This window comes from Nocardia pneumoniae NBRC 100136 (assembly GCF_000308755.1).
GTDB lineage: Bacteria > Actinomycetota > Actinomycetes > Mycobacteriales > Mycobacteriaceae > Nocardia > Nocardia pneumoniae.
Genome location: NZ_BAGF01000041.1, coordinates 36103 through 61927 on the forward strand (window position 1 = coordinate 36103; position 25825 = coordinate 61927).

The 25825-nt window shown below is 68.2% G+C and carries 25 protein-coding genes; 12 read left to right on the plus strand and 13 right to left on the minus strand.

Annotation, left to right across the window (positions count from 1 at the left end; genetic code table 11):
• The first annotated feature begins 8 nt into the window (after window positions 1-8).
• Window positions 9-1145 (plus strand): 2Fe-2S iron-sulfur cluster-binding protein, encoded by a 1137-nt coding sequence (locus ON34_RS12280; RefSeq protein WP_040778657.1) that lies wholly within the window; start codon window positions 9-11, stop codon window positions 1143-1145.
• A 121-nt stretch (window positions 1146-1266) separates the two neighbouring features.
• On the opposite strand, the gene ON34_RS12285 is transcribed toward ON34_RS12280, so the two are convergent.
• From ON34_RS12285 to ON34_RS12295, 3 genes are all read right to left on the minus strand, one after another.
• Complete coding sequence (locus ON34_RS12285; RefSeq protein ID WP_040778659.1) at window positions 1267-2412, minus strand: RNA polymerase sigma factor; 1146 nt, start codon at window positions 2410-2412, stop codon at window positions 1267-1269.
• 7 nt (window positions 2413-2419) lie between these two features.
• Window positions 2420-2827: a YciI family protein gene (locus ON34_RS12290; RefSeq protein ID WP_040778663.1), complete on the minus strand. Its 408-nt coding sequence runs from the start codon at window positions 2825-2827 to the stop codon at window positions 2420-2422.
• 289 nt (window positions 2828-3116) lie between these two features.
• The gene (locus ON34_RS12295; RefSeq protein ID WP_040778665.1) at window positions 3117-4565 is read right to left on the minus strand and encodes an amidase; all 1449 of its coding nucleotides are present in this window, start codon (window positions 4563-4565) and stop codon (window positions 3117-3119) included.
• Window positions 4566-5202: 637 nt separating this feature from the next.
• On the opposite strand from ON34_RS12295, the gene ON34_RS12300 reads away from it, so the two are divergent.
• Window positions 5203-5532, plus strand: coding sequence for a hypothetical protein (locus ON34_RS12300; protein WP_157172280.1), 330 nt, complete (start codon window positions 5203-5205; stop codon window positions 5530-5532).
• A gap of 449 nt (window positions 5533-5981) precedes the next feature.
• Here ON34_RS12300 and ON34_RS12305 read toward each other — a convergent pair whose 3' ends face one another.
• Window positions 5982-7184 carry a site-specific integrase gene (locus ON34_RS12305; protein WP_040778670.1) on the minus strand — a complete coding sequence of 401 codons (1203 nt, stop codon included), beginning with the start codon at window positions 7182-7184 and terminating at the stop codon, window positions 5982-5984.
• A 277-nt stretch (window positions 7185-7461) separates the two neighbouring features.
• On the minus strand, window positions 7462-8277 hold the full coding sequence (locus ON34_RS12310) for an NAD(P)H-binding protein (RefSeq protein ID WP_040778672.1): 816 nt from the start codon (window positions 8275-8277) through the stop codon (window positions 7462-7464).
• Window positions 8278-8383: 106 nt separating this feature from the next.
• Here ON34_RS12310 and ON34_RS12315 point away from each other — a divergent pair, with 106 nt between their 5' ends.
• Together ON34_RS12315 and ON34_RS12320 are read left to right on the plus strand one after the other, a co-directional pair.
• On the plus strand, window positions 8384-8818 hold the full coding sequence (locus ON34_RS12315; RefSeq protein WP_040778674.1) for a nuclear transport factor 2 family protein: 435 nt from the start codon (window positions 8384-8386) through the stop codon (window positions 8816-8818).
• Complete coding sequence (locus ON34_RS12320) at window positions 8815-9249, plus strand: nuclear transport factor 2 family protein (RefSeq protein WP_051022428.1); 435 nt, start codon at window positions 8815-8817, stop codon at window positions 9247-9249. The genes ON34_RS12315 and ON34_RS12320 overlap by 4 nt, the downstream gene beginning before the upstream one ends.
• A gap of 109 nt (window positions 9250-9358) precedes the next feature.
• On the opposite strand, the gene ON34_RS12325 is transcribed toward ON34_RS12320, so the two are convergent.
• Window positions 9359-9796 (minus strand): SUKH-4 family immunity protein, encoded by a 438-nt coding sequence (locus ON34_RS12325; RefSeq protein ID WP_218003876.1) that lies wholly within the window; start codon window positions 9794-9796, stop codon window positions 9359-9361.
• A 1212-nt stretch (window positions 9797-11008) separates the two neighbouring features.
• Between ON34_RS12325 and ON34_RS12330 the strand changes: the two genes are divergently transcribed.
• The 3 genes from ON34_RS12330 to ON34_RS12340 all read left to right on the plus strand — a co-directional run bounded on the left by ON34_RS12330 (window position 11009) and on the right by ON34_RS12340 (window position 14439).
• The gene (locus tag ON34_RS12330) at window positions 11009-11962 is read left to right on the plus strand and encodes a coiled-coil domain-containing protein (protein ID WP_040778676.1); all 954 of its coding nucleotides are present in this window, start codon (window positions 11009-11011) and stop codon (window positions 11960-11962) included.
• A gap of 414 nt (window positions 11963-12376) precedes the next feature.
• On the plus strand, window positions 12377-13054 hold the full coding sequence (locus ON34_RS12335; RefSeq protein ID WP_051022429.1) for an HdeD family acid-resistance protein: 678 nt from the start codon (window positions 12377-12379) through the stop codon (window positions 13052-13054).
• A complete protein-coding gene (locus ON34_RS12340) occupies window positions 13012-14439 on the plus strand; it encodes a S8 family peptidase (protein WP_051022430.1) in 1428 nt (475 codons plus the stop codon). Before ON34_RS12335 ends, ON34_RS12340 begins: the two co-directional genes overlap by 43 nt.
• Before the next feature lie 299 nt (window positions 14440-14738).
• On the opposite strand, the gene ON34_RS12345 is transcribed toward ON34_RS12340, so the two are convergent.
• Window positions 14739-15380: a nitroreductase family protein gene (locus tag ON34_RS12345; protein WP_040778677.1), complete on the minus strand. Its 642-nt coding sequence runs from the start codon at window positions 15378-15380 to the stop codon at window positions 14739-14741.
• 68 nt (window positions 15381-15448) lie between these two features.
• Between ON34_RS12345 and ON34_RS12350 the strand changes: the two genes are divergently transcribed.
• Complete coding sequence (locus ON34_RS12350; protein ID WP_085997069.1) at window positions 15449-15847, plus strand: winged helix-turn-helix transcriptional regulator; 399 nt, start codon at window positions 15449-15451, stop codon at window positions 15845-15847.
• A 106-nt stretch (window positions 15848-15953) separates the two neighbouring features.
• Here ON34_RS12350 and ON34_RS12355 read toward each other — a convergent pair whose 3' ends face one another.
• Window positions 15954-16793, minus strand: coding sequence for an alpha/beta fold hydrolase (locus ON34_RS12355; protein WP_040778678.1), 840 nt, complete (start codon window positions 16791-16793; stop codon window positions 15954-15956).
• Complete coding sequence (locus ON34_RS12360) at window positions 16790-17377, minus strand: TetR/AcrR family transcriptional regulator (RefSeq protein WP_306303642.1); 588 nt, start codon at window positions 17375-17377, stop codon at window positions 16790-16792. The genes ON34_RS12355 and ON34_RS12360 overlap by 4 nt, the downstream gene beginning before the upstream one ends.
• 212 nt (window positions 17378-17589) lie before the next feature.
• Between ON34_RS12360 and ON34_RS12365 the strand changes: the two genes are divergently transcribed.
• Entirely contained in the window at window positions 17590-18420 is an 831-nt protein-coding gene (locus tag ON34_RS12365; protein ID WP_040778680.1) for an alpha/beta fold hydrolase, read from the plus strand.
• 46 nt (window positions 18421-18466) lie between these two features.
• On the opposite strand, the gene ON34_RS12370 is transcribed toward ON34_RS12365, so the two are convergent.
• Entirely contained in the window at window positions 18467-18709 is a 243-nt protein-coding gene (locus ON34_RS12370) for a MarR family transcriptional regulator (RefSeq protein WP_083889352.1), read from the minus strand.
• 198 nt (window positions 18710-18907) lie between these two features.
• Between ON34_RS12370 and ON34_RS12375 the strand changes: the two genes are divergently transcribed.
• From ON34_RS12375 to ON34_RS12385, 3 genes are read left to right on the plus strand one after another with little or no spacing between them, the layout of a single operon-like run.
• The gene (locus ON34_RS12375; protein WP_040778683.1) at window positions 18908-19192 is read left to right on the plus strand and encodes a hypothetical protein; all 285 of its coding nucleotides are present in this window, start codon (window positions 18908-18910) and stop codon (window positions 19190-19192) included.
• Window positions 19192-19740 carry a DUF6879 family protein gene (locus ON34_RS12380; RefSeq protein ID WP_040778684.1) on the plus strand — a complete coding sequence of 183 codons (549 nt, stop codon included), beginning with the start codon at window positions 19192-19194 and terminating at the stop codon, window positions 19738-19740. Before ON34_RS12375 ends, ON34_RS12380 begins: the two co-directional genes overlap by 1 nt.
• Window positions 19741-19745: 5 nt before the next feature.
• A complete protein-coding gene (locus tag ON34_RS12385) occupies window positions 19746-20573 on the plus strand; it encodes a helix-turn-helix domain-containing protein (RefSeq protein ID WP_245548002.1) in 828 nt (275 codons plus the stop codon).
• 61 nt (window positions 20574-20634) lie between these two features.
• On the opposite strand, the gene nuoN is transcribed toward ON34_RS12385, so the two are convergent.
• The 3 genes from nuoN to nuoL all read right to left on the minus strand — a co-directional run bounded on the left by nuoN (window position 20635) and on the right by nuoL (window position 25824).
• Complete coding sequence (gene nuoN, locus ON34_RS12390; protein ID WP_245548013.1) at window positions 20635-22182, minus strand: NADH-quinone oxidoreductase subunit NuoN; 1548 nt, start codon at window positions 22180-22182, stop codon at window positions 20635-20637.
• Between the two features lie 133 nt (window positions 22183-22315).
• A complete protein-coding gene (locus tag ON34_RS12395) occupies window positions 22316-23941 on the minus strand; it encodes an NADH-quinone oxidoreductase subunit M (protein ID WP_085997070.1) in 1626 nt (541 codons plus the stop codon).
• A complete protein-coding gene (gene nuoL / locus ON34_RS12400) occupies window positions 23938-25824 on the minus strand; it encodes an NADH-quinone oxidoreductase subunit L (RefSeq protein ID WP_040778692.1) in 1887 nt (628 codons plus the stop codon). The genes ON34_RS12395 and nuoL overlap by 4 nt, the downstream gene beginning before the upstream one ends.
• Window position 25825: the final 1 nt, after the last annotated feature.

Genomic DNA, 25825 nt, shown 5'->3' on the forward strand with positions numbered 1-25825 from the left:
AGCACATCATGAGACACCCCCTCGCCGAACGGTTCGACGGCGCGGCGCAGATCCTCGCCGAGATCGACTCCCGCATGCCCGACACCCGCGACTACCGCGCCGAAACACGCGCCACCATCGACGCCTACCACCCCGAACGCCTGCAACTGGTCGTCGCCGAGATCATCGACGAGACCGCGACCACCAAGACCTTCCGGCTCGCAGGCATCGACCGACTCGAGCTGCCACCGTTCCTGGCCGGTCAATACGTCAACGTCTTCCTCGACGGCACCAGCCGCCCCTACGCCATCTCCTCCAACCCCGCCCGGCTCGACCGATACGACCTCACCGTGCGCCGCGTCCCCGGCGGACGCGTCAGCAACCTGCTCATCGACACCGTCCGCGTCGGGCAGGTCCTCACCACCACCGGCCCGATGGGCACCTTCCACCACAACCCGCTCTTCCACGGCGACGACGTGGTGTTCCTGGCCGGCGGCTCCGGCGTCGCCCCAGCGATGAGCATGATCCGCGAGATCGTCGACCGGAACCTGAACCGGACCTTCCACCTGATCTACGGCTCCCGCCAGGCCTCGGACGTGATCTTCCGCGCCGAGCTGGACGAGCTCGCCGCCGAGCACCCCGGTATCACGGTCGACCACGTCATCGCCGAACCCGATGCCGACTGGACCGGGACCACCGGATTCCTCACCGCCGACACCATCAAAACCCTCGTGCGCGAGTTGGACGGCCGCATGGTCTACGTGTGCGGGCCTCGAGCCCTCTACCCGTACGCCCTCGAGCAACTGACCGCACTCGGACATCCACGCAAACGGATCCGCTTCGAAGCCAACGGCGCACCGAGCGACCCCACCGCCCAACCACACTGGCCCACCGGAGTCGACCCGACCGGCGAGGTCACCGTCACCGTCGGCGACACCTCCTTCCGCACCCCGCGGAATCGGCCGCTGCTGGACGCCTTGGAGGACAACGGTATTCGCCCCGGAGCCGCGTGCCGCTCCGGCGAATGCAGCCTGTGCCGAGTGCGAATCGTCAAGGGCGAAGTACACACCGCCGAGGAGGCAAGACTCCGCCTGTCCGACAACCGGTTCGGCTACACCCACTCCTGCGTGGCCTACCCGATCAGCGACGTGGAGATCGATCTGTGACCACGAGGGTGAGCGCGGATTGATGTGCTGCCAGCGCTGATACGCGCGGGTGACGGTGGTCGGGTGACGACTATGCGTGCGTCGGTGGTGATGTGCTGCGGGAAATTTCGAGCGCGACCTGTCAGCGGCACCGGCGGGAGTTGAGCCGGGCGGCCTGGCGCGTCAGGTGGTCACGCTCGGCGAGGTTGGGTGCCTTTTGGGCGGCCTCGGCGTACAGCCGTGCCGCTGTCACCAGGTCGCCGTCGCGCTCGTGGAGGTACGCCGCCACCGCGGCGTGGCGGGGCAGTGAGTCGTCCAGCGCGGCGAGCGCCGCCAGGCCGGCGCGCGGTCCGTCGGCCTCGCCGACGGCCACCGCGCGGTTGAGCCGGACGACCGGGTTGTCGGTCAGGCGCGTGAGCTCGTCGTACCACTCGACGATCTGCACCCAGTCGGTCTCCTCGGCGGTGGGCGCGTCAGCGTGCAGTGCCGCGATGGCGGCCTGGGCCTGGAACTCGCCCAGCCGGTCGCGGGCGAGGGCCGCCTGCAGGAGTGCGACGCCCTCGGCGATCAACCCGGTGTCCCACCGGCTGCGGTCCTGCTCGGCGAGCGGCACCAGGCTGCCGTCGGGCGCGGTGCGGGCGGCGCGCCGGGCGTGGTGGAGCAGCATGAGGGCGAGCAGCCCCGCCACCTCGGGGTGGTCGATCGCCGCCGCGAGCTGCCGGGTGAGCCGGATGGCCTCGGCGGCGAGGTCGACGTCGCCGGAGTAGCCCTCGTTGAAGACCAAGTAGAGGACGCGCAGCACGGTGGCGACGTCGCCGGGCTGGTCGAACCGCACGGTGGCGACGGTGCGCTTGGCCCGGCTGATGCGCTGCGCCATGGTCGCCTCGGGCACCAGGTAGGCCTGGGCGATCTGGCGGGTGGTCAGACCGCCGACGGCGCGCAGCGTCAGCGCGACCGCTGACGCCGGAGTCAGCGACGGGTGCGCGCACAGGAAGTAGAGCTGGAGCGTGTCGTCCACCGCGGGCGCGGGCCCGGGTACCGACTCCTCGTCGAGGAGTTCCTCCCGCCGTCGGCGGGCGGCGTCGGCCCGGGTCGCGTCCAGGAACTTGCGCCAGGCCACGGTCACCAGCCAGCCCTTCGGATCCCGCGGCGGATCGACAGGCCACACGCGGACCGCCTCGACCAGCGCGTCTTGCACGGCGTCCTCGGCCGCCGCGAAATCGGCTCCGCGGCGGACGAGGATCGCGAGCACACTCGGCGTGAGGCTCCGGAGCAGGGCCTCGTTCATTCCAGGCTCACTCCGTGATGGTGGGCGGCGCGGTCAGGAACGGGCGCACCTCGAGCCACTCGCGGATCGGCTTCCCGCCCGCCCCGGGGGCGGCCGACAGCTCCCCGGCCAGCTCGATGGCGCGCTCGTAGCTGTCGACGTCGATCACCATCCAGCCGGCGATGAGGTCCTTGGTCTCGGCGAACGGACCGTCGGTGACCGGCGGGCGACCCTCGCCGTCGTACCGGACGAACGTGCCCTCGGGGGCGAGCGCCTGACCGTCGACGAACTCGCCGGTCTCTTCGAGCCGGGCCGCGAAGTCACGCATGTACTGCATGTGGGCCGAGACCTCCTCCGGCGTCCACTTGTCCATCGGCACGTCGTTGACCGGAGCCGGGGCGCCGCGGTAGTGCTTGAGCAGCAAGTACTTGGCCATGGTGTTTCTCCTCGGTGCTGGTGCGACCCATGTCGATCGCATTCACCACGGGGACGGAGCCAGTCACAGATTCTCGACATCGCCCTCCGATTTTTTCAGCTCTCGTAGAGCCTAGGTGCGCGTCTCGCGGTGTCGAGCACGTCACGGACGGGCAACGCGCACTACTGGACAAGTGGCTCCCGCTCGGCGACCCGAGCAGCGAGGACTGGTGGCCTCTTGAGCGCGAGTGCGCAGGCCTGGCGGCGGCCGAGCACCGACGCCGACGCACTGGTCTGATTCGGTGCGCGAACTACGGTGCCTGGAAGCCGCCGATCTTCTGCTCGAGCAGTTCGGCCAGCCGCAGCGGGGTGCGGTCCTCGAACATCGGACCGATGAGCTGCACTCCCACCGGCAGGCCCTCGGGTGAGCGGCCCGCCGGTATGGCGGTGGCGGGCAGGCCGGGCATGGTCGCCAGACCGGCCCAGACGAGCTGGTCGAAGTACGGGTACTCGACGCCGTCGATGTCGATGTGCCGGTTCTCCAGACCTCCGTTGTGGTCGTGCGGGAAGGCGGGAGTGGGCGTGATGGGGCACACCACGGCATCGAACTCGGCGAACAGCTGCCGCCAGCCGTGGCGGTGCAGCTCCCGCCGGTTGTTCGCCTCGACCCAGTCGCGGTGGCTGAGCACCATGCCGCGCAGCCGCGCCGCATCGAGACGCCGGTCGTCCGCGCTCAGGGCGGCGGCCTGGGTCTGCAGGTGTTCGTACACGTCGACGGAAATACCTGCGGCGGCGTTCGACAGCATCAGCAGCATGTAGAGCGTCGCCGCTTCGGTCGGATCGGGCAGCAGCGGACTGCGCCGTTCGACGCGGGCGCCCTCGTCGAGGAGCGCGTCGGCGACCCGGTTCACGCCCGCCCGCACCGCCGATCCGGTCGCAATCAGCGGATGGTCCTCGATGATCAGGACACGGAAGTCCGACAGCCGCTCGTGGCGCGCGGACGGCAGTGCGACGTCGTAGGCGACGCCGTGGGTCAGCGGGTCCGGTCCGGCCATCACGTCGAGCAGCAGCGCGAGGTCGCGGGCGGTGCGCGCCATCGGACCGACAACAGCAAGGTCGAGGTCGACCGGCAAAGCCAGCGCGGGCGGCGCGGCCATACCCCGGGTCGCCACCAGCCCGAGTGTCGGCTTGTGCGCGTATACACCGCAGAAATGCGCGGGGGTGCGCAGCGAACCGGCGAGGTCGGAGCCGATGGACAGCGCGCCGAATCCGGCCGCCAGGGCCGCCGCCGAACCGCCGGACGACCCACCCGACGTGCGGCCGTGATCCCACGGATTGTTGGTGGTGCCGTAGATCTCGTTGAAGCTCTGGATATCTCGCAGCATCAACGGCACATTGGTCTTACCGAGCACCACAGCGCCGGCGGCCTTCAGCCGCGACACCTGTACCGCGTCCTCGGCAGGCACATAGTCTCGCTGTGCCGGTATGCCCCAGGTGGTGGGCAGCCCGGCGATGTTGTAGCTCTCTTTGACCGTCACCGGTATGCCGAGCAGCGGCCGGTCCTCGCCGCGGGCGCGCGCCTGGTCGGCACGGTGCGCGGCGGCCCGCGCATGGTCGAAGGTCCGCACACAGATCGCGTTGATCACCTTGTCGTCCCGCTCGATACGGGCGATCGCTTCGTCGGTCAGTTCCGCCGAGGTCACCTCACCGGCACGCAATGCGGCCGCGAGCTCTTCGGCCGACCGAAAATTCCACTCCATGAATTCGACGGTATCGGTCTGCCGCAGCGGACATAAAATGCCGCTTCGCGCAAACGGGAAAGTCGAACGGGGACCTTCAGTTCAAATCAACGCACTCGTTCTGTCATATCCCATGGTTACGGTGGGCAGAGCCGACTCGATTGGCGCAGGCCATGAAATGCCGTTTTGCACAATGGGATAGATGTCACAATGGACCACCGTGTTCCCCTCCGGCCGCAGACTGTGCGGCCGGGCCGCTGGCCATGGCGACGTGCGGCGACATCGGTGCCGGGCCCGAAAACTCAGGAGACGTGCCCGCGAGGCAGGTGGACCCCGTGCACGGCCGAAAAATGCAATTCATTCCCATGAATTAGCGGTATTGCATCCGTGCATTATTTGTCGTTCGAACGGTACCGGGATTCGTGGTGGGGACCTCGTCATAGGTCAGCGGCCGCCGACCGGGTTGGCCCTTGAAGTCGGCGACATGTGCGATCGAGTTTCTGTTGAGTTCTTCGAGGTCGAGGCCCGGTTTCCGAACGAGGCCGCGGGCGTTGCCTGTTGTCGCGGTGACATTCGCGGGGCCATAGCGGTCTCCAGGCGCGGGAAGGCATTACAACTGAGTTCACAACGAGATTCGTGACAGATAGGGATCCAGAACGTGACCTCGACAAGCAGGCTGGCGGTAATCCTTGTGGCCGCCGCCATCTCAGTGGCGGCGTTCGCCGGCGCCGCGCAAGGCGGGCAGGCAACTGCAGTCGACAGGCATGAAGGCGTGGCCGACTGCATCCAGTGGTGGTGGACCGACATCGGCGCGTCGACGACGACCATCCACAGGCACAACCTACGCCCGAGCAGGCAGAATCTGATTGTCTCGTGGCAGAACAATCGGACGAACGGGAATCCGGATGAGGTGATGTACGGAATTCCGGGCGGTGACGAAGGCTCCGACACGTGGGAGGGTATTCCGATCTCCTTCAGAGAATTATGAGACATACCCAACCGCCCGCCGTCCCTCGGTACACCAGCGGTGTGGCTGGCCGTAGGGGTTGTGCTCGGGCCAGTTGTCCGGGCACTCGCGGCCGAGGCGGTGATCACGCCTTCGCTGGAGCATGTCGGCGGGGCAGGTGCCCGAGCGCCGGAAGCCACCTGTGCCCGGCGGATGGGCGGTTGGGTCGATCTCGCCGGTCGCCAGAGGACCGATTATCGGCCTGGCGCGGCGTTGTCCTGTGCGGCAGCTGATTCGGTCTCGGCATGAGGAATCTCGCGTGGCGGACCGGCCGCCTCCGGAAGGCCGGACGCGATGATCTGGGAAGCATCGCCATCAGTGGCGGGACTGTCAGGAACTTTGGGGGTGGAGGTGATGCCGAACAGGTGGTTGGATGTCCGGATCGCGCAGGAGTTGGTGGAGCAGGCCCGCGGCGAGGGGTACTTGCAACGTCACAGGCCGAGTTTGGTGACCGCGTTGTCTTCCAGAGGGTTTGCCGTCCGGATGTAGCCGTGGACGGTGCGCGGGTTGGACCATCGGCCCTGGCGCATGATCTCGCGGTCGCTGGCGCCGCCGAGCGCGGCCTGCGTGGCGAATCCGGCGCGCAGGGAGTGGCCGGAGAAGAGGTCGGGGTCGAGACCGGCGCGGGCGGCATAGCGCTTGACCAGTTCGGCGACCGCGCGACCGGACATGGCGTGGTCGGCGATGGTTCCGTGCCGCGTAATGGCGGGGAAGAGGGGAAGGTCCGGGTCGATGCGGGTGCCGGTGAAGCCGTGGCAGCGGTGGATGTCGGGAGAACCGGTAGCCAGCTCGGACAGCCAGCTGCGGACACCGGAAGTTCCTGCGACGACATGTATTTCGCGCAGACGCAGCCAGTCGGCGAAAGCGCAGACCGGGCAGGTGGCGGGGCGGCGGCCGCGCGGGAGGGCCACGCGCTGCTGCGCCGCGCCGGTGGGGTCGGTCTTCGTGGCGGGCAGGCGGATCAGCAGGATCGGTTCGCCGGTGCCGTGGTCGGTGCTCACCTCGACGTCGCCTATCCGCAGTCCGGCGAGTTCGCTGCGGCGCAGGGCTCCGGCGAAACCGATGAGCAGTGCGAGCGCGTCCCGGCGGCGGGCGGGTTCGGTGGGCCAGCCCGGATCGGGAAGCCCGCCCAGGAGTTGGTCGAGAGTGTGCAGCAGCACCGGACGTTTACGCCGGGGCTGGGTGCGGCGGGTGCGGCGGATACCGCGCAGGGTCAGCCGCACCACATCCGAGCGCGTCGGCGACGGCAGTCCGTTGGCCGCGTGAACCGCCGCGATGGCGGCCGACTTTCGCTCCAACGTCGCCGGACTGAACGCCCATCCGCCCGCATCGCGACGCGCGTCGGCGGCCGCCGCCAGGTAGACGGCGAAGTCGAGCGCATCAGCGGGCAGCGCCTGTCGGCCTTCGGCGGCACACCAAGCCGCCCAGGCAACCCAGTCGGCGCGATAGGCGCGCACCGTGTTCGCCGACTGGGACGCTTCGAGGTACCGGCGCAGCGAACCGGCCTGATCGTCGTCGAAGCGATCCCGCACCAGGCGCAGTGCGGCGGCGTCGACCAATACACTGCGGACCCCGCGGCGCAGCTCCGTGCGCACCGACTCGGGGACCGCGATGACGGTGGATCGATCGTCCATGTCTCGGCTCCCGCGTTCACGTCGGCGACTGGCATACCCGCACCAAGGTATTCGGCGCGCGACTTCACCCTACGGCACGCTCAACCGGGGCCTTCGGCACCGTACAGAACCAAGTTGCCCTTTCTGGCCGACAATGAGTCCCTGAGCCCCCGAATTCCCAAGCGTCACAGTGACAGTTCGAAGGGGCATGGCGACTTCTGGCCGGAATCGGTTTCTACCGTCCTCACCCCGCATCCGGAGGTGGCGGGTCCCATAATTCCGGGCCGCCACCGGATGATCAGCGGAAGGCGTCGGCGTGGGCGACGGCCCACTGTCCGAACGTGCGCGGCGGGCGACCGAGGATCTCCTCCACCGTTGGGCGGACGATGGATTCGTCGATGGCCCCGTTCACGTAGAAGTCGAAGAAGGCATCCACGTACTCCACCGGAGTGGTTTCCAGCATCTCGGCGCGGGCCTCGTCATCGGTGAGGCCCTGGCAGCTGAGGTCGCGGCCGATCGCCTCGGCCAGGATCGCCACCTGCTGGGCGGGCGTGAGCGGCTCCGGGCCGGTGGGCCAGAGGATTTCGCCTTTGTGGCTGTTTCCGCGCAGGACAGTGGCGGCCAACGCGCCGAGGTCGTGCGGATCCAGGCTGGCGGTGCGAACCTCGGGGAACGGCGCACGAACCACATTTCCGCCGCGCAGCTGAGGAAGCCAGCGCAGGGCATTGGAGGCGAACGCGCACGGCCGCAGAATCGTCCACGCCGCACCGCATTCGGTGACCTCCTGCTCGGAGGTCATCATGTAGCGGGTGATGGCGTTGGAGGCGTCACCGGTACCCGCGGAAACGCCCGAGAGCTGCACGATGTGCTCGACACCCGCTTTCGCGGCCGCCTGCGCGACTCCCGGATAACCAGGCAGCAGGAACAGCGCCCGTACCTGCTTGAAACTCAGCGTGTCGGGCGAGGTGAGATCGCCTGCCACCGCTTCGACACCCTCGGGCACAGCGGCACCCTGAGGATCGCGCACCAGCGCCCGCACCGGTTCTCCGGCCGCGGCCAAAGCCTGCACAACTTCCGCGCCGACATTGCCGGTCGCTCCTGTCACGAGAATCATTGCACCAATTCTTGTACTACTCGCCCCGTTCGCGCCAACGGATGCAGGTTCCTGCACCCGGTCGTGCAGCCTTTTCCGTTTCGCTCGCGGTGCGCAGGTGGGCAGCATGAGCCGTATGGATCGACTGGACGTCATCGACACCTGCACCCGCATGGCCTGGCATGCCGATCATCGCGAATGGGACCAGCTCGCCGCCGTATTCGCCGACCAGGTGAGGCTGGATTACACCAGCCTCACCGGCGGTGAACCGGTCACTCTGACTCCGGCGCAGATCGTCGCCGCGTGGCAGGACACGCTCGGCGGGCTGGAGGCCACCCAGCACCTGCTCGGCAATCACCTGGTCACCGTCGACGGCGACCGGGCGGTGTGCACCGCCTCCTTCCAGGCCACCCACCGCAGGTCAGAGGCGCTCGGCGCGTCGCTGTGGACACTGGGTGGCACGTACCGATTCGATCTCGTGCGTATCGGAGTCGATTGGCGGATCAGCGGTGTGGTGATGACGGCGATGTGGGGCGACGGCAATCGCGGCCTCCTGCCATGAGAACCCTCGCCGCCGTCGCGGTCGTCGCGATCGCCGCGGGCATGGTCGCCGCCTGTGCTGACGAGCCGTCGGCCGCCGGTACCACGGAACCCCCGGCGTACTCGTTCGACGCCGGGTCATTGGACCCGGCCGCGCAGCGATACCTGGACGCGGTGGCCGCCCGGGACGACGACGCCGTCGCGGCCGCGTTCACGCCGGACGCCACCGTCACCGACGTCTCCCGCGAGATCCGCGGCCGGGAGGCGATCCGCCGTTGGGCCGCCGACGAGGTCATCGGCGGCGTCTACACCCTGCTCGGCCATTCCCCGCGCGCCGGTGGCACCACCATGCTCCTGCGCTTCCGACGCGGAAGCGGCGACGGCTTCCGCGCCACCTACCGCTTCGACATCACCGACGGCCTGATCACCAGGGCCGATCTGCGATACGCCTGACAGGAGTTCTTGTTCTCGCGTGTGCGACTGTCGAGGATGACTCTGTCCATGTGGTCCATGGATGTCGGCAGCGGTTTCTCATCGCCGCTATTGCGACGCGCTGATCCTGTCAGATGGTGAGGCCGTAGCCCAGTTCCTCAGCGGCGACGGACCAGAACTGGTTCTCGCCGGCGACAGCAGCAGGGTCGATGCCGCGGAGCGTGGCGAGGGTCTGTTCTCCGTGCGCTTCCAATGCCTCGTCGTCCTCGTCGATGTGGCGGGCTTGCTTGCGGGCCTCGGCGTAGGCGCGGGCGCACGCGGCGAAGCGCTCGATGGTGGTGTTGACCAGCTCTGTACCGTCGTCGGTCACGATCAGGACTTCGCCGTCGTCGGCGACGACCAGGGTCTGTAGCCCGTCGTCGTCAGCGAGGACGGTGCAGGCGCGGCCATCGGCCAATTGGGTGTGGGGATACGGTGCAAGGGACCAGGTGCCGGCGAACGGAACCATGCTGCCACGCCTATCGCCGAGGCCAGCCAGTGCCGCGTCGATGTCGGAGTCGAGTGCCATGTCGGGTCGTCCAGTAGGGGTGTCGCGGCGTCGGTCCACGGGTGTGCCGCAGTGATGCTACCGGACTTCACGAACAGCCGAGATCCGCGACTTCGCCGGCGCCTGGCTCCCAGCCCGGTCGCATCGGCTCGGGAACCGTCATCCGCGCCAGAATCAGCATCGGGTGAACAGCTTTTCGCCCCGACCGGCCGCAGCACTCCAGCGCAGATCGTGCGGGTGGCGATATCGACGGCAAACACCAGCTGTCCATGGTCCGCCCGGGCGTGCGGACGTAGCGGGACGCAGGGAATTCCAGGCTGCTCGCGGCGGGTCAGAGCCAGTTGCGTTCCTTGGCCAGCAGGGCGGCCTGGCATCCCGTTGCGACGGATCGGCAGCACCCCGGCCGCTGGTTCGGAGATATCGACTGTTCGGTCTCGGCACACTGCTCGACCGCATCGCCGCACACCTCACGGCTTGGCAGGCAGCGGAATTCGTATCCGCCGAGCAATCAACTCTCAGCCCCGGCCGTACGGCGACGGATTCGGTTTCTGGCCGATGTCCCGACCAGCACCTGCCCGGAAAATTCCGCTGACTCCGAAACGGCCCGACGGGTGCGTTGATCTTCTCCGCGATCCGGGGTGGCTACTGCCATCCGAGGCGACGCTCCGCACCCGTCACCGTGACGAATCCGGCTTCGTGTCTCTGTTAGGTCCATGTGACGCAGCAGCGCTGCTCTCGTCAGCACGCAGACGTCCTCAATACCTCAGCTGAGATTCGGCCCTGTCTCGCCGGAGCGAGCATCGGCCACTTTCTCGTCAGTGCTGACATCCGTTGGCGGGGGAGAAGGTGCACAGTTTTTACCCCTTTTCGTTAGAGTTATGTTTCGTTGTCACCAACGAAACGAAAACGTATTGCCAGCAGTCGGAATGGTCGCCTTGTGTGACTCTGACATCCGATAAGGTTCACTTATCGGAGGTCAGAAGCCGGGATGAATCTGAGCGAGTCGCAGGATTTCGTTTCGTGTCGATCCGTTGGAAATGACGAAACCAACGCTACGATTCCGGCGTGTCGAATCTGTGCAACTACCCGGGTTGCTCTCGTCCTCTCACGCGGGGAGGTGGACCCGGTCGGCCGTCGGAGTACTGCGACCATCCGGACCACACGCGGTGGCGTGCGTGGCGCGAGCGGCAACGGCGGCAACAGGAGTCGGAGGCGCCCGCCGCTGCTGTCACTGTGACGCAGCAGGGGCCGGTGACCGCCGCGCGGTTGCGTGCCGATGAGCTGCTCACGGAGTTCCGATCGCTCGCCGGTCAGTTGAACACCACGTTGAATGCCGCGGTCGCGGAATTGTCCACGCTCGCCGACCCATCCGTTGCCGAGGCACAGGTCCAAGCGGTGCATGCGGACGCGGCGCGGCGGATCGCCGAGGCCGAGGTCGCCGCGGTGGCGGCCGAACAGGCACGCAGAGAGGCGCAGGAAGCGCGGGCGCTCGCCGAGTCGGCGGCCGACGACGCCGCGACTGCCGCCGAACGGGCCGAAGAGCTTATCGCCCAGGCGAACTCGGCGCGCGACGCCGCGTTGCTCGAAGTGGAACGAGTGACCAAGCAGGCAGCCGATGACGTGTTCGTCGCGCGCAGCGATGCCGAAGCCCAGAACCGCGCCGTGCGCCAAGAGACAGCCGAGGAAATCGAACGCGTCAAACACGATGCGGCCGAGCAGGTCCAGCGCGCGGAGAGCCGCGCGGACACCGAGATCGCGCAGGCTCAGCGCGAAGCGTCCGCACAGGTCAGGGCGGCTCACTCCGAACGCGACCTCGCCGTCCAGCGCGCGGCCGACGCCGAACGCGCGATCGAGCGCGCCGAGCAGGCGGCCGCCGAACGAGCCGAAGCCGCCAACGAAGCACGCGCCGAATGGCGCAGAGTACGAGCGGAACTCGATGCCACCCGCGCCGAACTCACCGAAATCCGCCGCATCGCGGCCGCCGACCTCGCCGCGGCCCGCACCGAAGCCGCCGCGGCGATCGACAAGGTCCGCACCGAAGCCGCCCAGCGCCTCGCGGCACTCGACGAAGCGCGCGCCCAAACCCTCGCTCGCGCCGAACGCGCCGAAACCCAACTCGACGAACTCCTCGCCGAGAGACGCCGCAATTCACCCGTTACCGAACCGGGGGACTCCCAAGACGCGTGATCACGCCGATCGCGGACACACCCAACTCCACACGGCGATTCGCTCAGGCGGACCATCGACCGTTCCGCACCGACATCCCGTCAGGAGAGCGGGTCGCGTGTGTCAACCGACCCCTGAATGGCACAAGAGCACTCACCAAACGATCGGTGCCCGCCATGCTCGTCCTACCTGGCGGCTCGATGACAAAATACCTCGCGTGGGGTTCGTCTCCTTCGCCGGGTATTTCGGGCCGAAGTTCGGCGCAGATCAGGCGGAGACCTCAGCAACGTTCGCCGCATCGCGGCGGGCAGTCCTCGGCCATCGGCGATAGCCGAGTTCCGGAGGCGGCGCACTGAGCGCAGACGGCCGGAACGAAAGTTGGTGCTATAGCGAGGCAAACGGTTCGCTAACCAATGTCGGTCATATCATGTAGCTATGCCCGAAACTGTGGTGGAAGGGCGTACGGAACCACTGGCCGGCGGCGCCCGGCAGTCGGTACTGGTGGTCGGCGCCTGCTCGATGATCGTGGGTGTGGCACTAGCGGTGTGGCCGCACAAGTCGCTACCGACAGCGGAATTGCTGTCCGGCGGCTATCTTCTGCTCAACGGTGTGTTCCAGATGATCCTGGCGGTGAGCGCCCGGGTCGCCACGGCCCTGCGCGCGCTGGTGCTGATCAGCGGCGTCATGTCCGCTCTGCTGGCGATGCTGTGTTTCGCGGGCGGCAATTCGGCGCTGCTGCTGGCGTTCTGGATCGGGCTCGCCTGGGCGATTCGCGGAATCTGCCACGCCACCGTGGCGGTATGGGTCGACGACCTGCCCGGGCGGGGTCGGCACGAAGTGTTCGGCCTGGTCACGCTGACGCTCGGCGTGATCGTCGGTGCGCTGCCGTTCGATTCACTGGACGCGATCGGCTGGGTGGCCGGACTGTGCCTCATCGCGATCGGCGCGATGGAAGTTCTCAGCGTCACGGCCATCAGCCCGCGTGCGGTCATGTTGCCCGGGATGCCGACCGCGTCGTGGACGGGTGAGCGCAGTGGCGACGGGCGTGCTCTCCAGGTTGACTGTGCACCATGGCATCCCAGCATCCCAAGCCACGATCGCCCGCCGAACTGATCGTGGTCACCTACGCCGCCGACGCCGCGATCACACCGATCGCCCTCCGCGAGAGCCACAGCGTGCAGTCGCACGTGGGCACGCGGCTTCCGGAGGGTGGTGAACTGGTGCGCATCTTCGGATCGGCCAACCGGTTACGGGGTCGGCTCAGCGGCACGCCGCATGAGCCAACCGGCGCGGACTACCTCACCTACTTCTATGTCCGCGGCGTCGGCGGCGAGCTCCACGAGCTCGCCGCTCTGCTGCGCGACGACGACGCCGTGGCGGCAGCGTATGTGAAACCGCCCGCCGAGCCACCGATCGCGCCGGAAGGCATCGTGACGGTCACGGCGAGGTCCGCAGTCGAGGCACCCTCGGTGACCCCGAATTTCGCGGAGCGCCAAGGATATCTGGACGCCGCGCCGCAGGGGATCGACGCGCGCTGGGCCTGGACGGTTCCCGGGGGACGCGGCGCGGGCGTGCGGGTGGTGGATGTCGAGGGAGCCTGGCGGTTCACCCACGAGGATTTGCACGCCAACCAGGGTGGGGTCATCGGCGGCACGCCGCCACCGGACCGGGGCTGGCGCGACCACGGCACCGCCGTGGCGGGCGCGATCAGTGGTGACGCCAACGCCTACGGCATCACCGGCATCGCGCCGGAAGCGCACATCCGGGCGGTGTCGATCTTCGGGTCCGGATCGGCGTCTGCGATCCGTTCGGCCGCGGACGTGTTGTGCCCCGGCGACGTGATCCTGCTCGAAGTGCACCGTCCCGGCCCGCGATTCGACTACGCGGGCAGACCCGACCAGCGCGGCTACATCCCGGTCGAATGGTGGCCCGACGACCTGGCCGCGATCCGGTACGCAATCGGCAAGGGCGTGATCGTGGTCGAGGCGGCCGGCAATGGCGCCGAGGATCTGGACGCCGCGCTGTATGACACTCCGCCCCCGGAGTTCCCGGCCACATGGCAGAACCCGTTCCGCGGTGGCGCGGCCGATTCCGGGGCGATCATCGTCGGCGCGGGCGCACCGCCACCAGGATTCCACGGCCGCGACCACGGCCCGGCCCGCTCCCGGCTGTCCTTCTCCAACTACGGCGAGCGTGTGGACGCGCAGGGGTGGGGACTTGAGGCCACCACCACCGGCTACGGCGACTTGCAAGGCGGCTCCGACGAAGACCTTTGGTACACCGACGTATTCAGCGGAACCTCGAGCGCGTCCCCGATAGTGACCGGCGCGGTCGCGAGCTATCAGGGTATGAGCGGCGCCGCCGCCGGTCGGAAGACACCCGGGGAGGTGCGAACCCGATTGCGCGAAACCGGCTCGCCGCAGACCGACGCACCGGAACGGCCGGCGACCCAGCGAATCGGCAACCTGCCGGACCTGAAGTCGCTGCTCGGGCCGTAGGTGCGGCAGCTTCGCAACGTGGCCGAGAAGCGCGGCATGGCGAGAGTGGCGGATGAGCCTGGGCGCCGCAGCCGCGGTACGCACCCCATCGCGGCACGATTGCGCACAGCGAAATTATTCATAGGCATTATTGCGATGTCCGGAATCGGATGAGATCGCATCTATAGCAACGAGATTCGTCCTGGCGGGCGCACCGGGTTCGGCAACCGCTGCCCTGGTCTCGGTCGCTCCGATGACCCGCTGCGCAGCGGCGTCGAGGTGGGCGGCGGGCAGGTGACGAGCGCCTGCCCGCCGCCCGCTCAGGCGGCGAATCGCTCCAGGAAGACGGTGCGTTCGACGGCGCGGCGTCCCGGGTGCGGGGGTATGGCGTCGCTGTAGCCGACAGTTACGAGTACGGCAATGGCGAGCTCTGGGCGGTCGTCGATACCGATCGCCTTCTTGACCAGGTCGGGATCCCATCCGTTCATCGGCGCCGAGGCCAATCCGAGTGCGGTCGCGGCGAGCGTGGTGTAGGTGGCCGCGATCATGGCGTTCTTCACGGCGTTCTCCCGCAGCAGATCGCGTCGGCGTAGCTCGTGGTACTCCGCGCGGCTGTGAAAGAGGTCGGCGAACTCGGCGTTCCACGCCCCGTTGCGGCGGGCCTGTTCCGCGATATCGGTGTTGGCGGATTCCCACGCCGTGCTGTCGGCGACGAAAACGAACGTGACCGGCGCCTCGAGTGGCTGCCGCTGACCGAAGGCGGCCGCGGACAGTTCCCTGCGGCCGGATTCGCTGGTCACGACGACGACCGAGCGGTCTTGCATATTCCAGGCGCTGGGTGCCTGCATGGTCAGATCCAGCAGTTCGTCGAGAATCGGCGCAGGGACCGGATCGGGACGGTAGTGGCGGACGGTGCGGCGGATTCGGATGGCTTCGGGAACCGAAATTGCTTGCTTCTCCATATTTCTAACTATCGGTTAGTTACAAACTGTTGGGAAGGCAGCACCTTTTTGTGCGCTACACTCCAATGGTGCGTACGTATGTCGAGTCGTCGGGACTCCCGGCCGATGTCTATTCCGCGAAGTGCCCCACTCGTCAGGTGCTCGACCACATTGCCGGAAAGTGGACCGTGCTCATCGTGGACGCCCTGGCCGAGGGAACGATGCGATACACCGACCTGCACCAGCGCATCGAGGGCATATCGCAGAAAATGCTGACCCAGACGTTGCGTCGGCTGGAGACCGACGGTTTCGTGGTCCGTACCGTGCACCCGACCGTGCCGCCGCGGGTGGAATACACGCTCACCGATCTCGGCCACAGTCTGCGTGTTCCCATCGCGGGGCTGCGGGAGTGGATCGAAACCAACATCAACCGCATCGAAGCGGAACGCCGTGATTCCGCGGTTCGGAACGCCGAGGGTGCGCTGTGACGCCGCGGCCACAAAGTCACACCGCTGCGGAATTCGGCAATCCGCGCGAAGATCCGACCCCGCAAGCGGGATCGGAGCGCGACCATCGAGTCGACCGATGCGACAGTCAGCGTGCCCGAGCGGCCAGCAGCAGATCGAGCAGAAGCTCGGCGAATTCGGCGGGCGCGTCGGTGAAACCGCTGTGCCCGCCCGGGAACTCGGTCAACGGGATGCCCAGCCGCGTCGCGAGCGTCTCGGCCGGGCGGTAGGGGAGTTTGCCCCTGCTCTCGCGGCCCGCACCGAGAACCAGCCGGTCGGAGACCGGCGTCAAGGCCGCCACATCGGGGAGGTGAGACGTGATGACACGCAATTCGTGCGCCATCATGCGCGGCGTGTTGGCGTGTATCCGTTCGATCATCGCGGCCGCGCGGGGCGGGAGTTGGGCCGGATCGGGCATGGCTTTCATTCCGCCGCCGATGCCGTCGAGGAAACGCGCGCCCGCGGCGGCGAGACCTTCGGTCAGGAAAAGTTCGTACACCTCGTCGACGAACGCCTTGTGCACGGCCGCGTCGGGTAGCACCGCGAAACACGGCGGTTCGTGCGCGACCACCAGCCGCAGGCGTTGTGGTTGCCGCGCAAGCAATTCCAGCGCCACCACGGCACCGCCGCTGCCACCGAAGACGTAGGCGTCTTCGCCTGCGGGCGTGAGGTGTTCCAGCAGCCGATGGGCGTCGTCACTCTGCACTTCGACCGCTACGCCGTCCGCGGCGCCGGGGTCGAGCACACTGCGTGAATAGCCGCGAGGATCGGGGGTGACCACGGTGAAGTGCTCGGCGAGGGGTTCGGCGATGGGGTCGAAGACGGCTCCGTCACCGCCGCTGCCGCACAGCAGCAGCAGTACCGGCCCCGCGCCGCGCACCTCGTAATGCAGGATCGCTCCTGGCACTTTCAAGGTGTCGGATCTCATGACTTCTCCTCGTGACTGGACGGCCACTGCTCGAGTGCGACGTGCAGCGCGTCGATGATGCGTTCCCAGGAGTCCGCGGTGGAGCGGGCGTGCCCGAAACCACCGCTGGCCTCCAAGACGCTGTATCCGTGAAAAGTACTGCGCAGCAAGCGAACCGCGTCGGTGCGGTCGGGTTCGGTCAAGCCGTAGCCGCGCAGCATGCCGTAGGTCAGCTCGACGGCGCGCAGCCCGCCGGTGGCGGCCTTCGCCACGTCCGGGTCCATCGGACGCTGGGTGGCCGCGTATCGCCCGGGATGGCGCAGCGCGTAGTCACGCCAGGCGTGGGCGTACGCGGCGAGCGCCTCGCGACCGGCGCGACCGGCGATCGCGGCGGCGATCAGGTCGGTCTTCTCGGTGGCCGCCATGACGGCCACGCGGCTGCGCAGGTCCTGAAGGTTCTTGACGTGGGAATACAGGCTGGCGTCCTGGACGCCGAACTTCCTGGCCACGGCCGACATGGTGACGTTGTCGAGCCCGATCTCGTCGGCGAGATCGGCCGCGGCCAGCGTGATGCGCTCCGCGGTCAGCCCCGCTCGTGCCATCATCGGCCACCTCCTCGAAAACTAGGACAATACGGTTATAACCTAATATCCCTAGGTTTGGCAATCCTGGCAGCGGCGGGCGATGAATTCCGTGCGTACGCATCGTCACTACAGGCGGACACGTAGGCGTACCTCCGCATTCGGCTCCGGCCGTGCGCGCGCTGAGGACGGACTACGTCCGACAGCGCCCATCAACACACCCTCGAGGAGAACTCATGACCCAGACCCCGTCCGCGGTCACAGCACGGACGCTCGACGTTCCCGGCGCACACCTCTACTACGAACTGCGCGGTACCGGACCGCTGGTCGTGCTGGCCGGTGCGCCGATGGACGCCGCCGCGTTCGCGCCGCTGGCCGACCTGCTCGCCACCGACCACACGGTGTTCACCACCGACCCGCGCGGACACCAGAACAGCACGCTGGACGACCCCGGCCAGGACTCCACCCCAGACCTGCGCGCCGACGACCTCGCCCGGCTGATCACCCATGTGAACGCCGGGCCCGCCGTGGTTTTCGGCTCCAGCGGCGGTGCCGTGACCGCTCTGGCGCTGGCGCGGGCACGCCCCGACCTCGTCACGACAGTGATCGCACACGAACCGCCGATCAACGCGCTGATCGCCGACCGCGACGCCCACCGTGCCGCCACCGAGGACATGGTCGCGACCTACGCCGAGGGCGATGTGCTCGGCGCGTGGCGAAAGTTCTTCTCCGCCGCGAACATTCCGATGCCCGAGCCGGTGCTGGCGCAGATGTTCGGACCCGAGCGCGACCCCCGGCAGCTGGCCAGCGAACGTTACTGGTTCGCCCACGAGATCCGCGGCACCACCACCTGGGAACCCGACATCCTCGCCCTGCTCGACACCCGCGCCCGGCTCGTCGTCGGCATCGGCGCCGACTCCGCCGGGCAGTTCTGCGATCGCACCTCGCGCGCGCTCGCCGCGGCCCTCGACCTTGCGCCGACGCTGTTCCCCGGCGGCCACATCGGATTCGTCGACGATCCCGCCGCGTTCGTCGTCCGGCTGCGGGAAATCCTGACCACACCGTGATGCGCGGCGGCTCCGATACACGCCGTGATGGGGGCGACTGATCGGCTCATAGCGTGAATCGACGCCCCTTCGCGGCCCACTCGCCACGGCCCCGTGGCGTGATCGCCCAGCGGCCGCGGTTGTTGGCGTCCATGATCAATCCGCGCGACTGCAGGCGCAACAACGCACCGCGCACCGACCACGCGGTCAGTCGCGCCTGCTGAGCCAGCTGCTCGACGGTGAGTAATCCGCCCGGCGCCAGCACACCCAGCACCGCGAAGTCGGCGGCAGTCCTGGGTCGTCTAATCATGTCGGAGCCCTTTCCTCTGGGAAAGGCAACTCGGGATCGAACTCGCCGCGGTGGTACCCGAGGTGCCCAATCGAAGGTAAGAGCGAACCTGTTCCGCCGCCACGGCTTTGCGCGACTTTGCGACGCGCGTTGACCGGCAAGCGTTCCGGTGGGGACGATTGCACGACATCGCCCCTCCGCTCTCGCAAAGGATCAGCAATGAAGCTGCGACTCCTCGGATCCGGATCCGATCATGGAGCTTGCCCCGCCGTGTACGCGAGCGACACGGGCGTGCTCGTGGTGCAGGGCGACGCCACCGAGCGCACCGGAACGGTCCTCGTACCACACCAATTGCTGGACTGGCTCGAGCCGGGCATGCGGCTGCCGGTGGAGGCGAGCGGAACCTGCGGTTCGGTTCTGGTGGCCGGTGAACCGGTCACCGACCCCGAGCTGCTCGCGCAATTGACCCTCGCAGGCCACGAAACCGCCGTGGTGGTGCGCTGATGCTGCACGTCGGTGGCGACCGCTGTTTCGAGCCGCTGTTCCGGGCGGCTCGATACCGCGCCTTCCACCTGGAGGTGAGGGACTGCTACGTGCTGGAGGACGAGCAGGAAGCATTGCGCCGCTTCGACGCCGGAGTAGCGTACGAACGAGAGGAACAGCCGGAGTCGTGGAAAGCCTGGGACGCTCTGATGGTCGAGTCAGCCGGTCGCGGAGTCACGCTGGAACGCCTCCGGGTCGTGACGGTCCCGCACTCCGACTACACCCGGTGGTTGCTGTCGGCGACCGATGACAACATCGCCACCGGCGAGACCGTGCGCTGGCTGCCGCGCCACCTGGCCGACCCCGCGGACGTGCCGCACGACGACTACTGGTTGTTCGACGCGGACACGGTCGCGTTCAATACCTTCGCCGCGGACGGGAGATTCACGGGCCTGTCGATCACCACCGACCCGGCCCTGGTCGCCTGTTGCCTGCGGGTGCGGGAACGGCTGTGGTCCATCGGAATTGATCATCAACGGTATTACGAGAGCGAGCACGTGGGCGAGTGAACGGTGTGTCGGATGCACGCGCGGCGCTGGGTGCGCGCCTGCGCGAACTGCGTCGCGCCGCCCACCTGACCGGCCTGGAGCTGGCGGCCAGATGTGGCTGGCATTCGAGCAAGGTCTCCCGGATCGAGGGCGGCAAACAGACGCCGTCGGAAGCCGACCTCGCCGCCTGGTGCGAGGCGTGTGACAACACCGCCGTGCTGGACGACCTGGTTGCCAACGCGCGCAATCTGCAGTCGATGTATCTGGAATGGCAACGCACGGTCGCCTCGGGTCATGCGCGCAGGCAGCGGCAATCGATCGATCTGGAGGCGCAGACCACCCAGATCCGCTGGTATGCCCCCGATACATTGCCCGGACTGCTGCAAACCGAGAGCTACGCCCGCGCAATCCTTTCCGCGTGCATCGCGGTCACCGGCGGACGCGACGACCTCGAGGACGCCGTCTCCGCGCGGATGGCGCGCAAGCAGGTGCTCCACCGGGCCAAGCACCGGTTCCACTTCGTGATCAACGAGGCCGCGCTCTGGCGCTTGGTCGGCGGTGCGGCCACCATGGCCGAGCAGCTCGCTTACCTGCTCGCGGTGATGTCCAACCCGAGGGTCCGGTTGGGGATCATCCCGGCCTGCGCCGACTATCGCGCTCCCGCGACGAACTTCGTCATCTACGACCGCTCGCAGGTGCTGACCGAGACGATCTCGGCCGAGTTGACCATCACCCGTCCCTCCGAGATCGCGTTGCACGAGAAGACTTTCGCGATCCTGGCCGAGCAGGCCGAATACGGCGAACGTGCCCGTTTGCTGATCGCGAACGTGCTGGAACGCCGACGCGGCGCCTAGCATTCGAATGCGCGTCGGTGTTGCCGCCGCTGTCGGATGCGGCGGCAACACCGAGGCCCGCTCAGCGGACGAATGTCGCCGCCTGGTGGGCCAGGTCGAGCAGCGGCTGCGGGAAGACGCCGAGCACGACCGTGATCGCCGCGGTGACCGCCACGATGGTGGTGGTCAGCGGCGGGCTGACCACCACGGGTGCGTCGGCGGGCGGGTCGGTGAAGAACATCAGCACGATGACCCTCAAGTAGAAGAACGCCGCGATGGCGCTGCAGATCACACCGATGATCACCAGGGCGGTCGCGCCGCCCGAGGCCGCGGCCTCGAAGACGGCGAACTTGCTGACGAAGCCGCTGGTGAGCGGCAAACCGGCGAACGAAAGCAGAAATACCGCGAAAACCGTTGCCAGCCAGGGGGAGCGGCGGCCGAGACCAGCCCACTGTGGCAGGCCGGTGGCCTCCGCACCGGCCGGTTCGCGGACCAGGCTGACCACGGCGAACGCACCGAGGGTACCGATGCCGTAGGCCGCCAGGTAGAACAGCACCGCGGCCACGCCGCGGTCGTCGGCCGCTACCGGGCCGGTGAGCAGGAAACCGGCGTGGGCCACCGAGGAATACGCGAGCATCCGCTTCACGTCGGTCTGCGTGATCGCCATGACCGCGCCGACCGCCATGGTGGCGATCGCGACGGCGGCGAGGATCGGGCGCCAGTCGTCGCGCAGGCCGGGCACCGCGACCTGCAGCACCCGCACCAGCGCGCCGACCGCGGCGATCTTGGTGGCCGCCGCCATGAAACCGGTGATCGCGGTGGGGGCGCCCTGGTACACGTCCGGCACCCAGGACTGGAACGGCACCGCACCGATCTTGAACAGCAACCCGACCGCCAGCATCGCGATGCCAAGCAGTGCCAGCGTCGTGTCCTGCGGATGCTGGGCGATGGCGTCGGCGATGCCGCCCAGCCGCACCGTGCCCGCCTGCCCGTACAGCAGCGCGACACCGTAGAGGAAGAACGCCGAGGAGAACGCGCCGAGCAGGAAGTACTTCAGCGCCGCCTCCTGGGAGAGCAGCCGCTTGCGCCGCGCCAGCCCGCACAGCAGATACAGCGGCAGTGACAGCACCTCGAGCGCGACGAACATGGTGAGCAGGTCGTTGGACGCCGGGAACAGCAGCAGGCCACCGACGGCCAGCAACGTCAGCGGGAACACCTCCGTGGTCGCGACGCCCGCACGCACCGCGGCGGATTCGGCCGCGCTGCCCGGCACGGCCGAAGCCTGCGGTGTGAACGCGTCCACGCCGCGGCCGAGGGTCGCGGCGGCCAGACTCCAGGTCCCCGGGCCCGACCGCGCCTGCTCGCGCGGCTCGGCGCCGCGCTCGGCGATGAACAGCACAGCGAGGATCGACACCACCAGGATCGTTCCTTGCAGGAACAAGGTGACGCCGTCGATCGCCACGGCTCCGGCGACGGCGGTGGACTCGGTGCCCGCCAGCGCCACCACGGCGACCAGCGCCGCGGCCAACCCGGCCAGGCTCAGCACGAGGTGCGTCGCATAGCGGAAGCGGCGGGCGACGAATGCCTCGGCGAGCACACCGAAGACCGCGGCGCCGAACACGATGAGCATGGGGGACAGAGCGCCGTATTCGATACTCGGCGCGGGAACGTTCGCGGCGAGCGTTGCGGCGTAGTCGAAGTCGTTCACTCGGACCGTCCTCGGGTAGACAAAGGTCCCGGACGGACGTGCGCACACGGTCGGCTCATTTGTGGGCACCTCCGGTGTGTTGGGCCGATCCTGCCTCGGGCGGCGGGGGTGTCGACGGCGCGGGATCGCTGCGGCCGATGGTGGTGAGGGTTTGGCTCACCGCGGGATTGATGAAGTCGGTCAGGACTTTCGGGTAGACGCCGAGGAACAGCAGCGCGATGATCAACGGCACCACCACGGTGAGTTCGCGCGGCGCCAGGTCGTAGAGCCGTTCGTTGCCTTTGCGCACCGGACCGGTCATCATCCGCTGATAGACCCACAGCACGTACAGGGCTGCCAGCACCAGCGCGCTGGCGGCGACCACGGCCGCGAACTGGTAGCGGGTGAAAGTGCCGATCAGGACGAGGAATTCGCTCACGAACGGGGCGAGGCCGGGTAGCGACAGGGTCGCCAGACCCGCAATGAGGAATGTTCCGGCCAGCACGGGGGCGACCTTCTGCACGCCACCGAATTCCGCGATCAGGCGGGTGCCCCGCCGCGATACCAGGAATCCGGCCACCAGGAACAGCGCGGCGGTGGAGATGCCGTGGTTGACCATGTACAGCGTCGCGCCGGTCTGGCCCTGGCTGGTCATGGCGAAGACGCCGAGGATGATGAAGCCGAAATGGGAGATCGACGTGTAGGCGATCAGGCGCATCAGGTCGGTCTGCCCGATGGCCAGCAGGGCGCCGTAGACGATGCCGATCACCGCGAGCGTGATCACCAGCGGCGCATAGGTGTCCGACGCACCGGGGAACAGCGGCAGGCAGTACCGCAGCATGCCGAAGGTGCCCACCTTGTCCACCACGGCCATCATCAGCACCGCGCTGGAGGGCGTCGCCGCGACGGCGGCGTCCGGCAGCCAGGTGTGCAGCGGCCACAGCGGCGCCTTCACCGCGAAGGCGAACATGAACCCGAGGAACAACGCGTTGAGCACCGCGGGACCGGCACCGAGCTGACCCGCGTTGGCCGCCGCCACGACGGTGCGGAAATCGAACGTCCCCGACGAGCCCTCGCCCAGCCCTTCGCGGGCGGTGAGCACGTACAACCCGATGACCGCGGCCAGCATGATCAGCCCGCCGAACAGGTTGTACAGCAGGAACTTCACCGCCGCGCGGGCGCGCTGCTGGCGCAGCCGGACATCCCCTGTGCGGGGCCCGAATCCGCCGATGAGGAAGTACATCGGGATGAGCATCGCCTCGAAGAACACGTAGAACAGCAGGATGTCCAGCGCGACGAAGGAGATCAGCACCATCGCCTCGACGATCAAAGTGAGCGCGACGTAGGTGTGCGCCACCCGCTTACCGCCGCCCACTTCGCGTTCGTCGTGCCAGCCCGCCAGGATCAGCAGCGGAACCAGGGCCGTGGTCAGCAGCACCAGCACCAGCGCTATGCCGTCCAGGCCGAGGGTGTATCCGGCGCCGAACGCCGGAATCCATTGGTGGGATTCGACGAACTGGAATTGCGCCCCGCCGGGGTCGAAGCGCACGGCGAGCACGATGCCGGTGGCCAGCACGAGCAGCGAGACGCTCAGGGCCACGACGCGTGCGAGGGTCCGCCGGGTGGCGGGCAGCACGAGCACGATCGCCGCACCGACGACCGGAGCCAGCCACAGCGTCGTCAACCAGGGGAACTCGCTCACCACAACCTCACCGCCAGCAGGGCGGCAGCCACCAGGGCCGCGCCGGTGAACATGGACAGGGCATACGAACGCACGAACCCGGACTGCACCCGCCGGGTCCGCGCGGACAAGCCGCCGATCAGCGCCGCGGTGCCGTTGACGATGCCGTCGATGCCGCGGTTGTCGAGGAAGACCAGCGCCCGGGTCAGATGCCGTCCGGGACGCATGAACGCCGCTTCGTTGACCGCGTCGCCGTAGAGGTCCTTGCGTGCGGCGACGGTCAGGGCGGACACGGGCGCGGGTGCGGTCTCGGGGATGTCGCGCCGCGCGTACTGGGAGTAGGCCAGGCCGACGCCGACGGCGACCACGCTGAGCGCGAGCACCGTGACCAGTGCCGCGGGAACGGTTTCGGTGCCGTGGTGGGCGCCGACCACGGGTTCGAGCCAGTTCTGCAGCGAGGAGCCGAAGACGAACACCGCGCCCGCCCCGGCCGAGCCCACCGCGAGCAGGATCATCGGACCGGTCATCACCGCGGGCGCTTCGTGCGGGTGGGTGTCCGGTTTCCAGCGGCGCTCACCGAAGAACGTCATCAGCATGACCCGCGTCATGTAGAACGCGGTCAGTCCGGCGCCGAGCAATGCGGCCAGCCCCAGCGCGATGCCACCGAAACCGCCTTGGTTGAACGCCGCCTCGATGATCCGGTCCTTGGAGAAGAATCCGGCGAACGGCGGGACGCCGATGATGGCCAGGTAGCCGAGTCCGAAGGTGACGTAGGTGATCGGCAGCAGGCGGCGCAGGCCGCCGTAGCGGCGCATGTCGGTCTCGTCGTTCATCGCGTGCATCACCGAACCGGCGCCGAGGAACAGTCCGGCTTTGAAGAATCCGTGGGTGAGCAGGTGCATGATGGCGACGGCGTAGCCGGCCGGGCCGAGACCGGCGGCCAGCACCATGTAGCCGATCTGGCTCATCGTGGAGGCGGCCAGCGCCTTCTTGATGTCGTCCTTGGCGCAGCCGACGATCGCGCCGAACAGCAGGGTGACCGCGCCGACCAGCACCACTCCCAGCCGGGCGTTCGGCGCGAGATCGTAGATGGGGTTGGACCGCGCGATCAGGTAGACGCCCGCGGTGACCATGGTGGCGGCGTGGATGAGCGCCGACACGGGGGTGGGGCCTTCCATCGCGTCGCCGAGCCAGGATTGCAGCGGCACCTGCGCGGACTTGCCGCACGCGGCCAGCAGCAGCAACAGCCCGATCGCGGTGAGCGTGCCCTCCCCGGTGTGGGGCGCGGCGCCGAAGACGGCGTCGAAGTCGATCGAGCCGAACGTCGCGAACATGACCATCATGGCGATCGCCAAGCCCATGTCGCCGACCCGGTTGACCACGAACGCCTTCTTGGCCGCCGTTGCCGCCGACGGCTTCTCGTACCAGAAGCCGATCAGCAGGTAGGACGCCAGGCCGACGCCTTCCCAGCCGAGGTAGAGCACGAGGTAGTTGTTCGCCAGGACCAGCAGCAGCATGGCCGCCAGGAACAGGTTGAGGTAGGCGAAGAACCGCCGCCTTCCCGGGTCGTGGCTCATGTAGCCGATCGAGTAGATGTGGATCAGCGAGCCGACGCCGGTGATCAGCAGCGCGAAGCACATCGACAGCTGGTCCACTTGGAGCGCGAAGTCGACGTGGAGTCCGGCGACCGGGACCCAGCTGAACAGATCCTCGCGGATCGGCCGTTCGGCGGTGTCGCGCCCGAGCATGGCGACGAACGCGTTCGCGGCGACCCCGAACGAGGCCAGCGCCATCACGGTACCGAGCAGGTGACCCCATGTGTCGCCGTAGCGTCCGGTCAGCAGCAGGACGATCGCACCCGCCAGGGGGAGGGCGGGCAGCAGCCAGAGCGTTGCGGTGTCCACG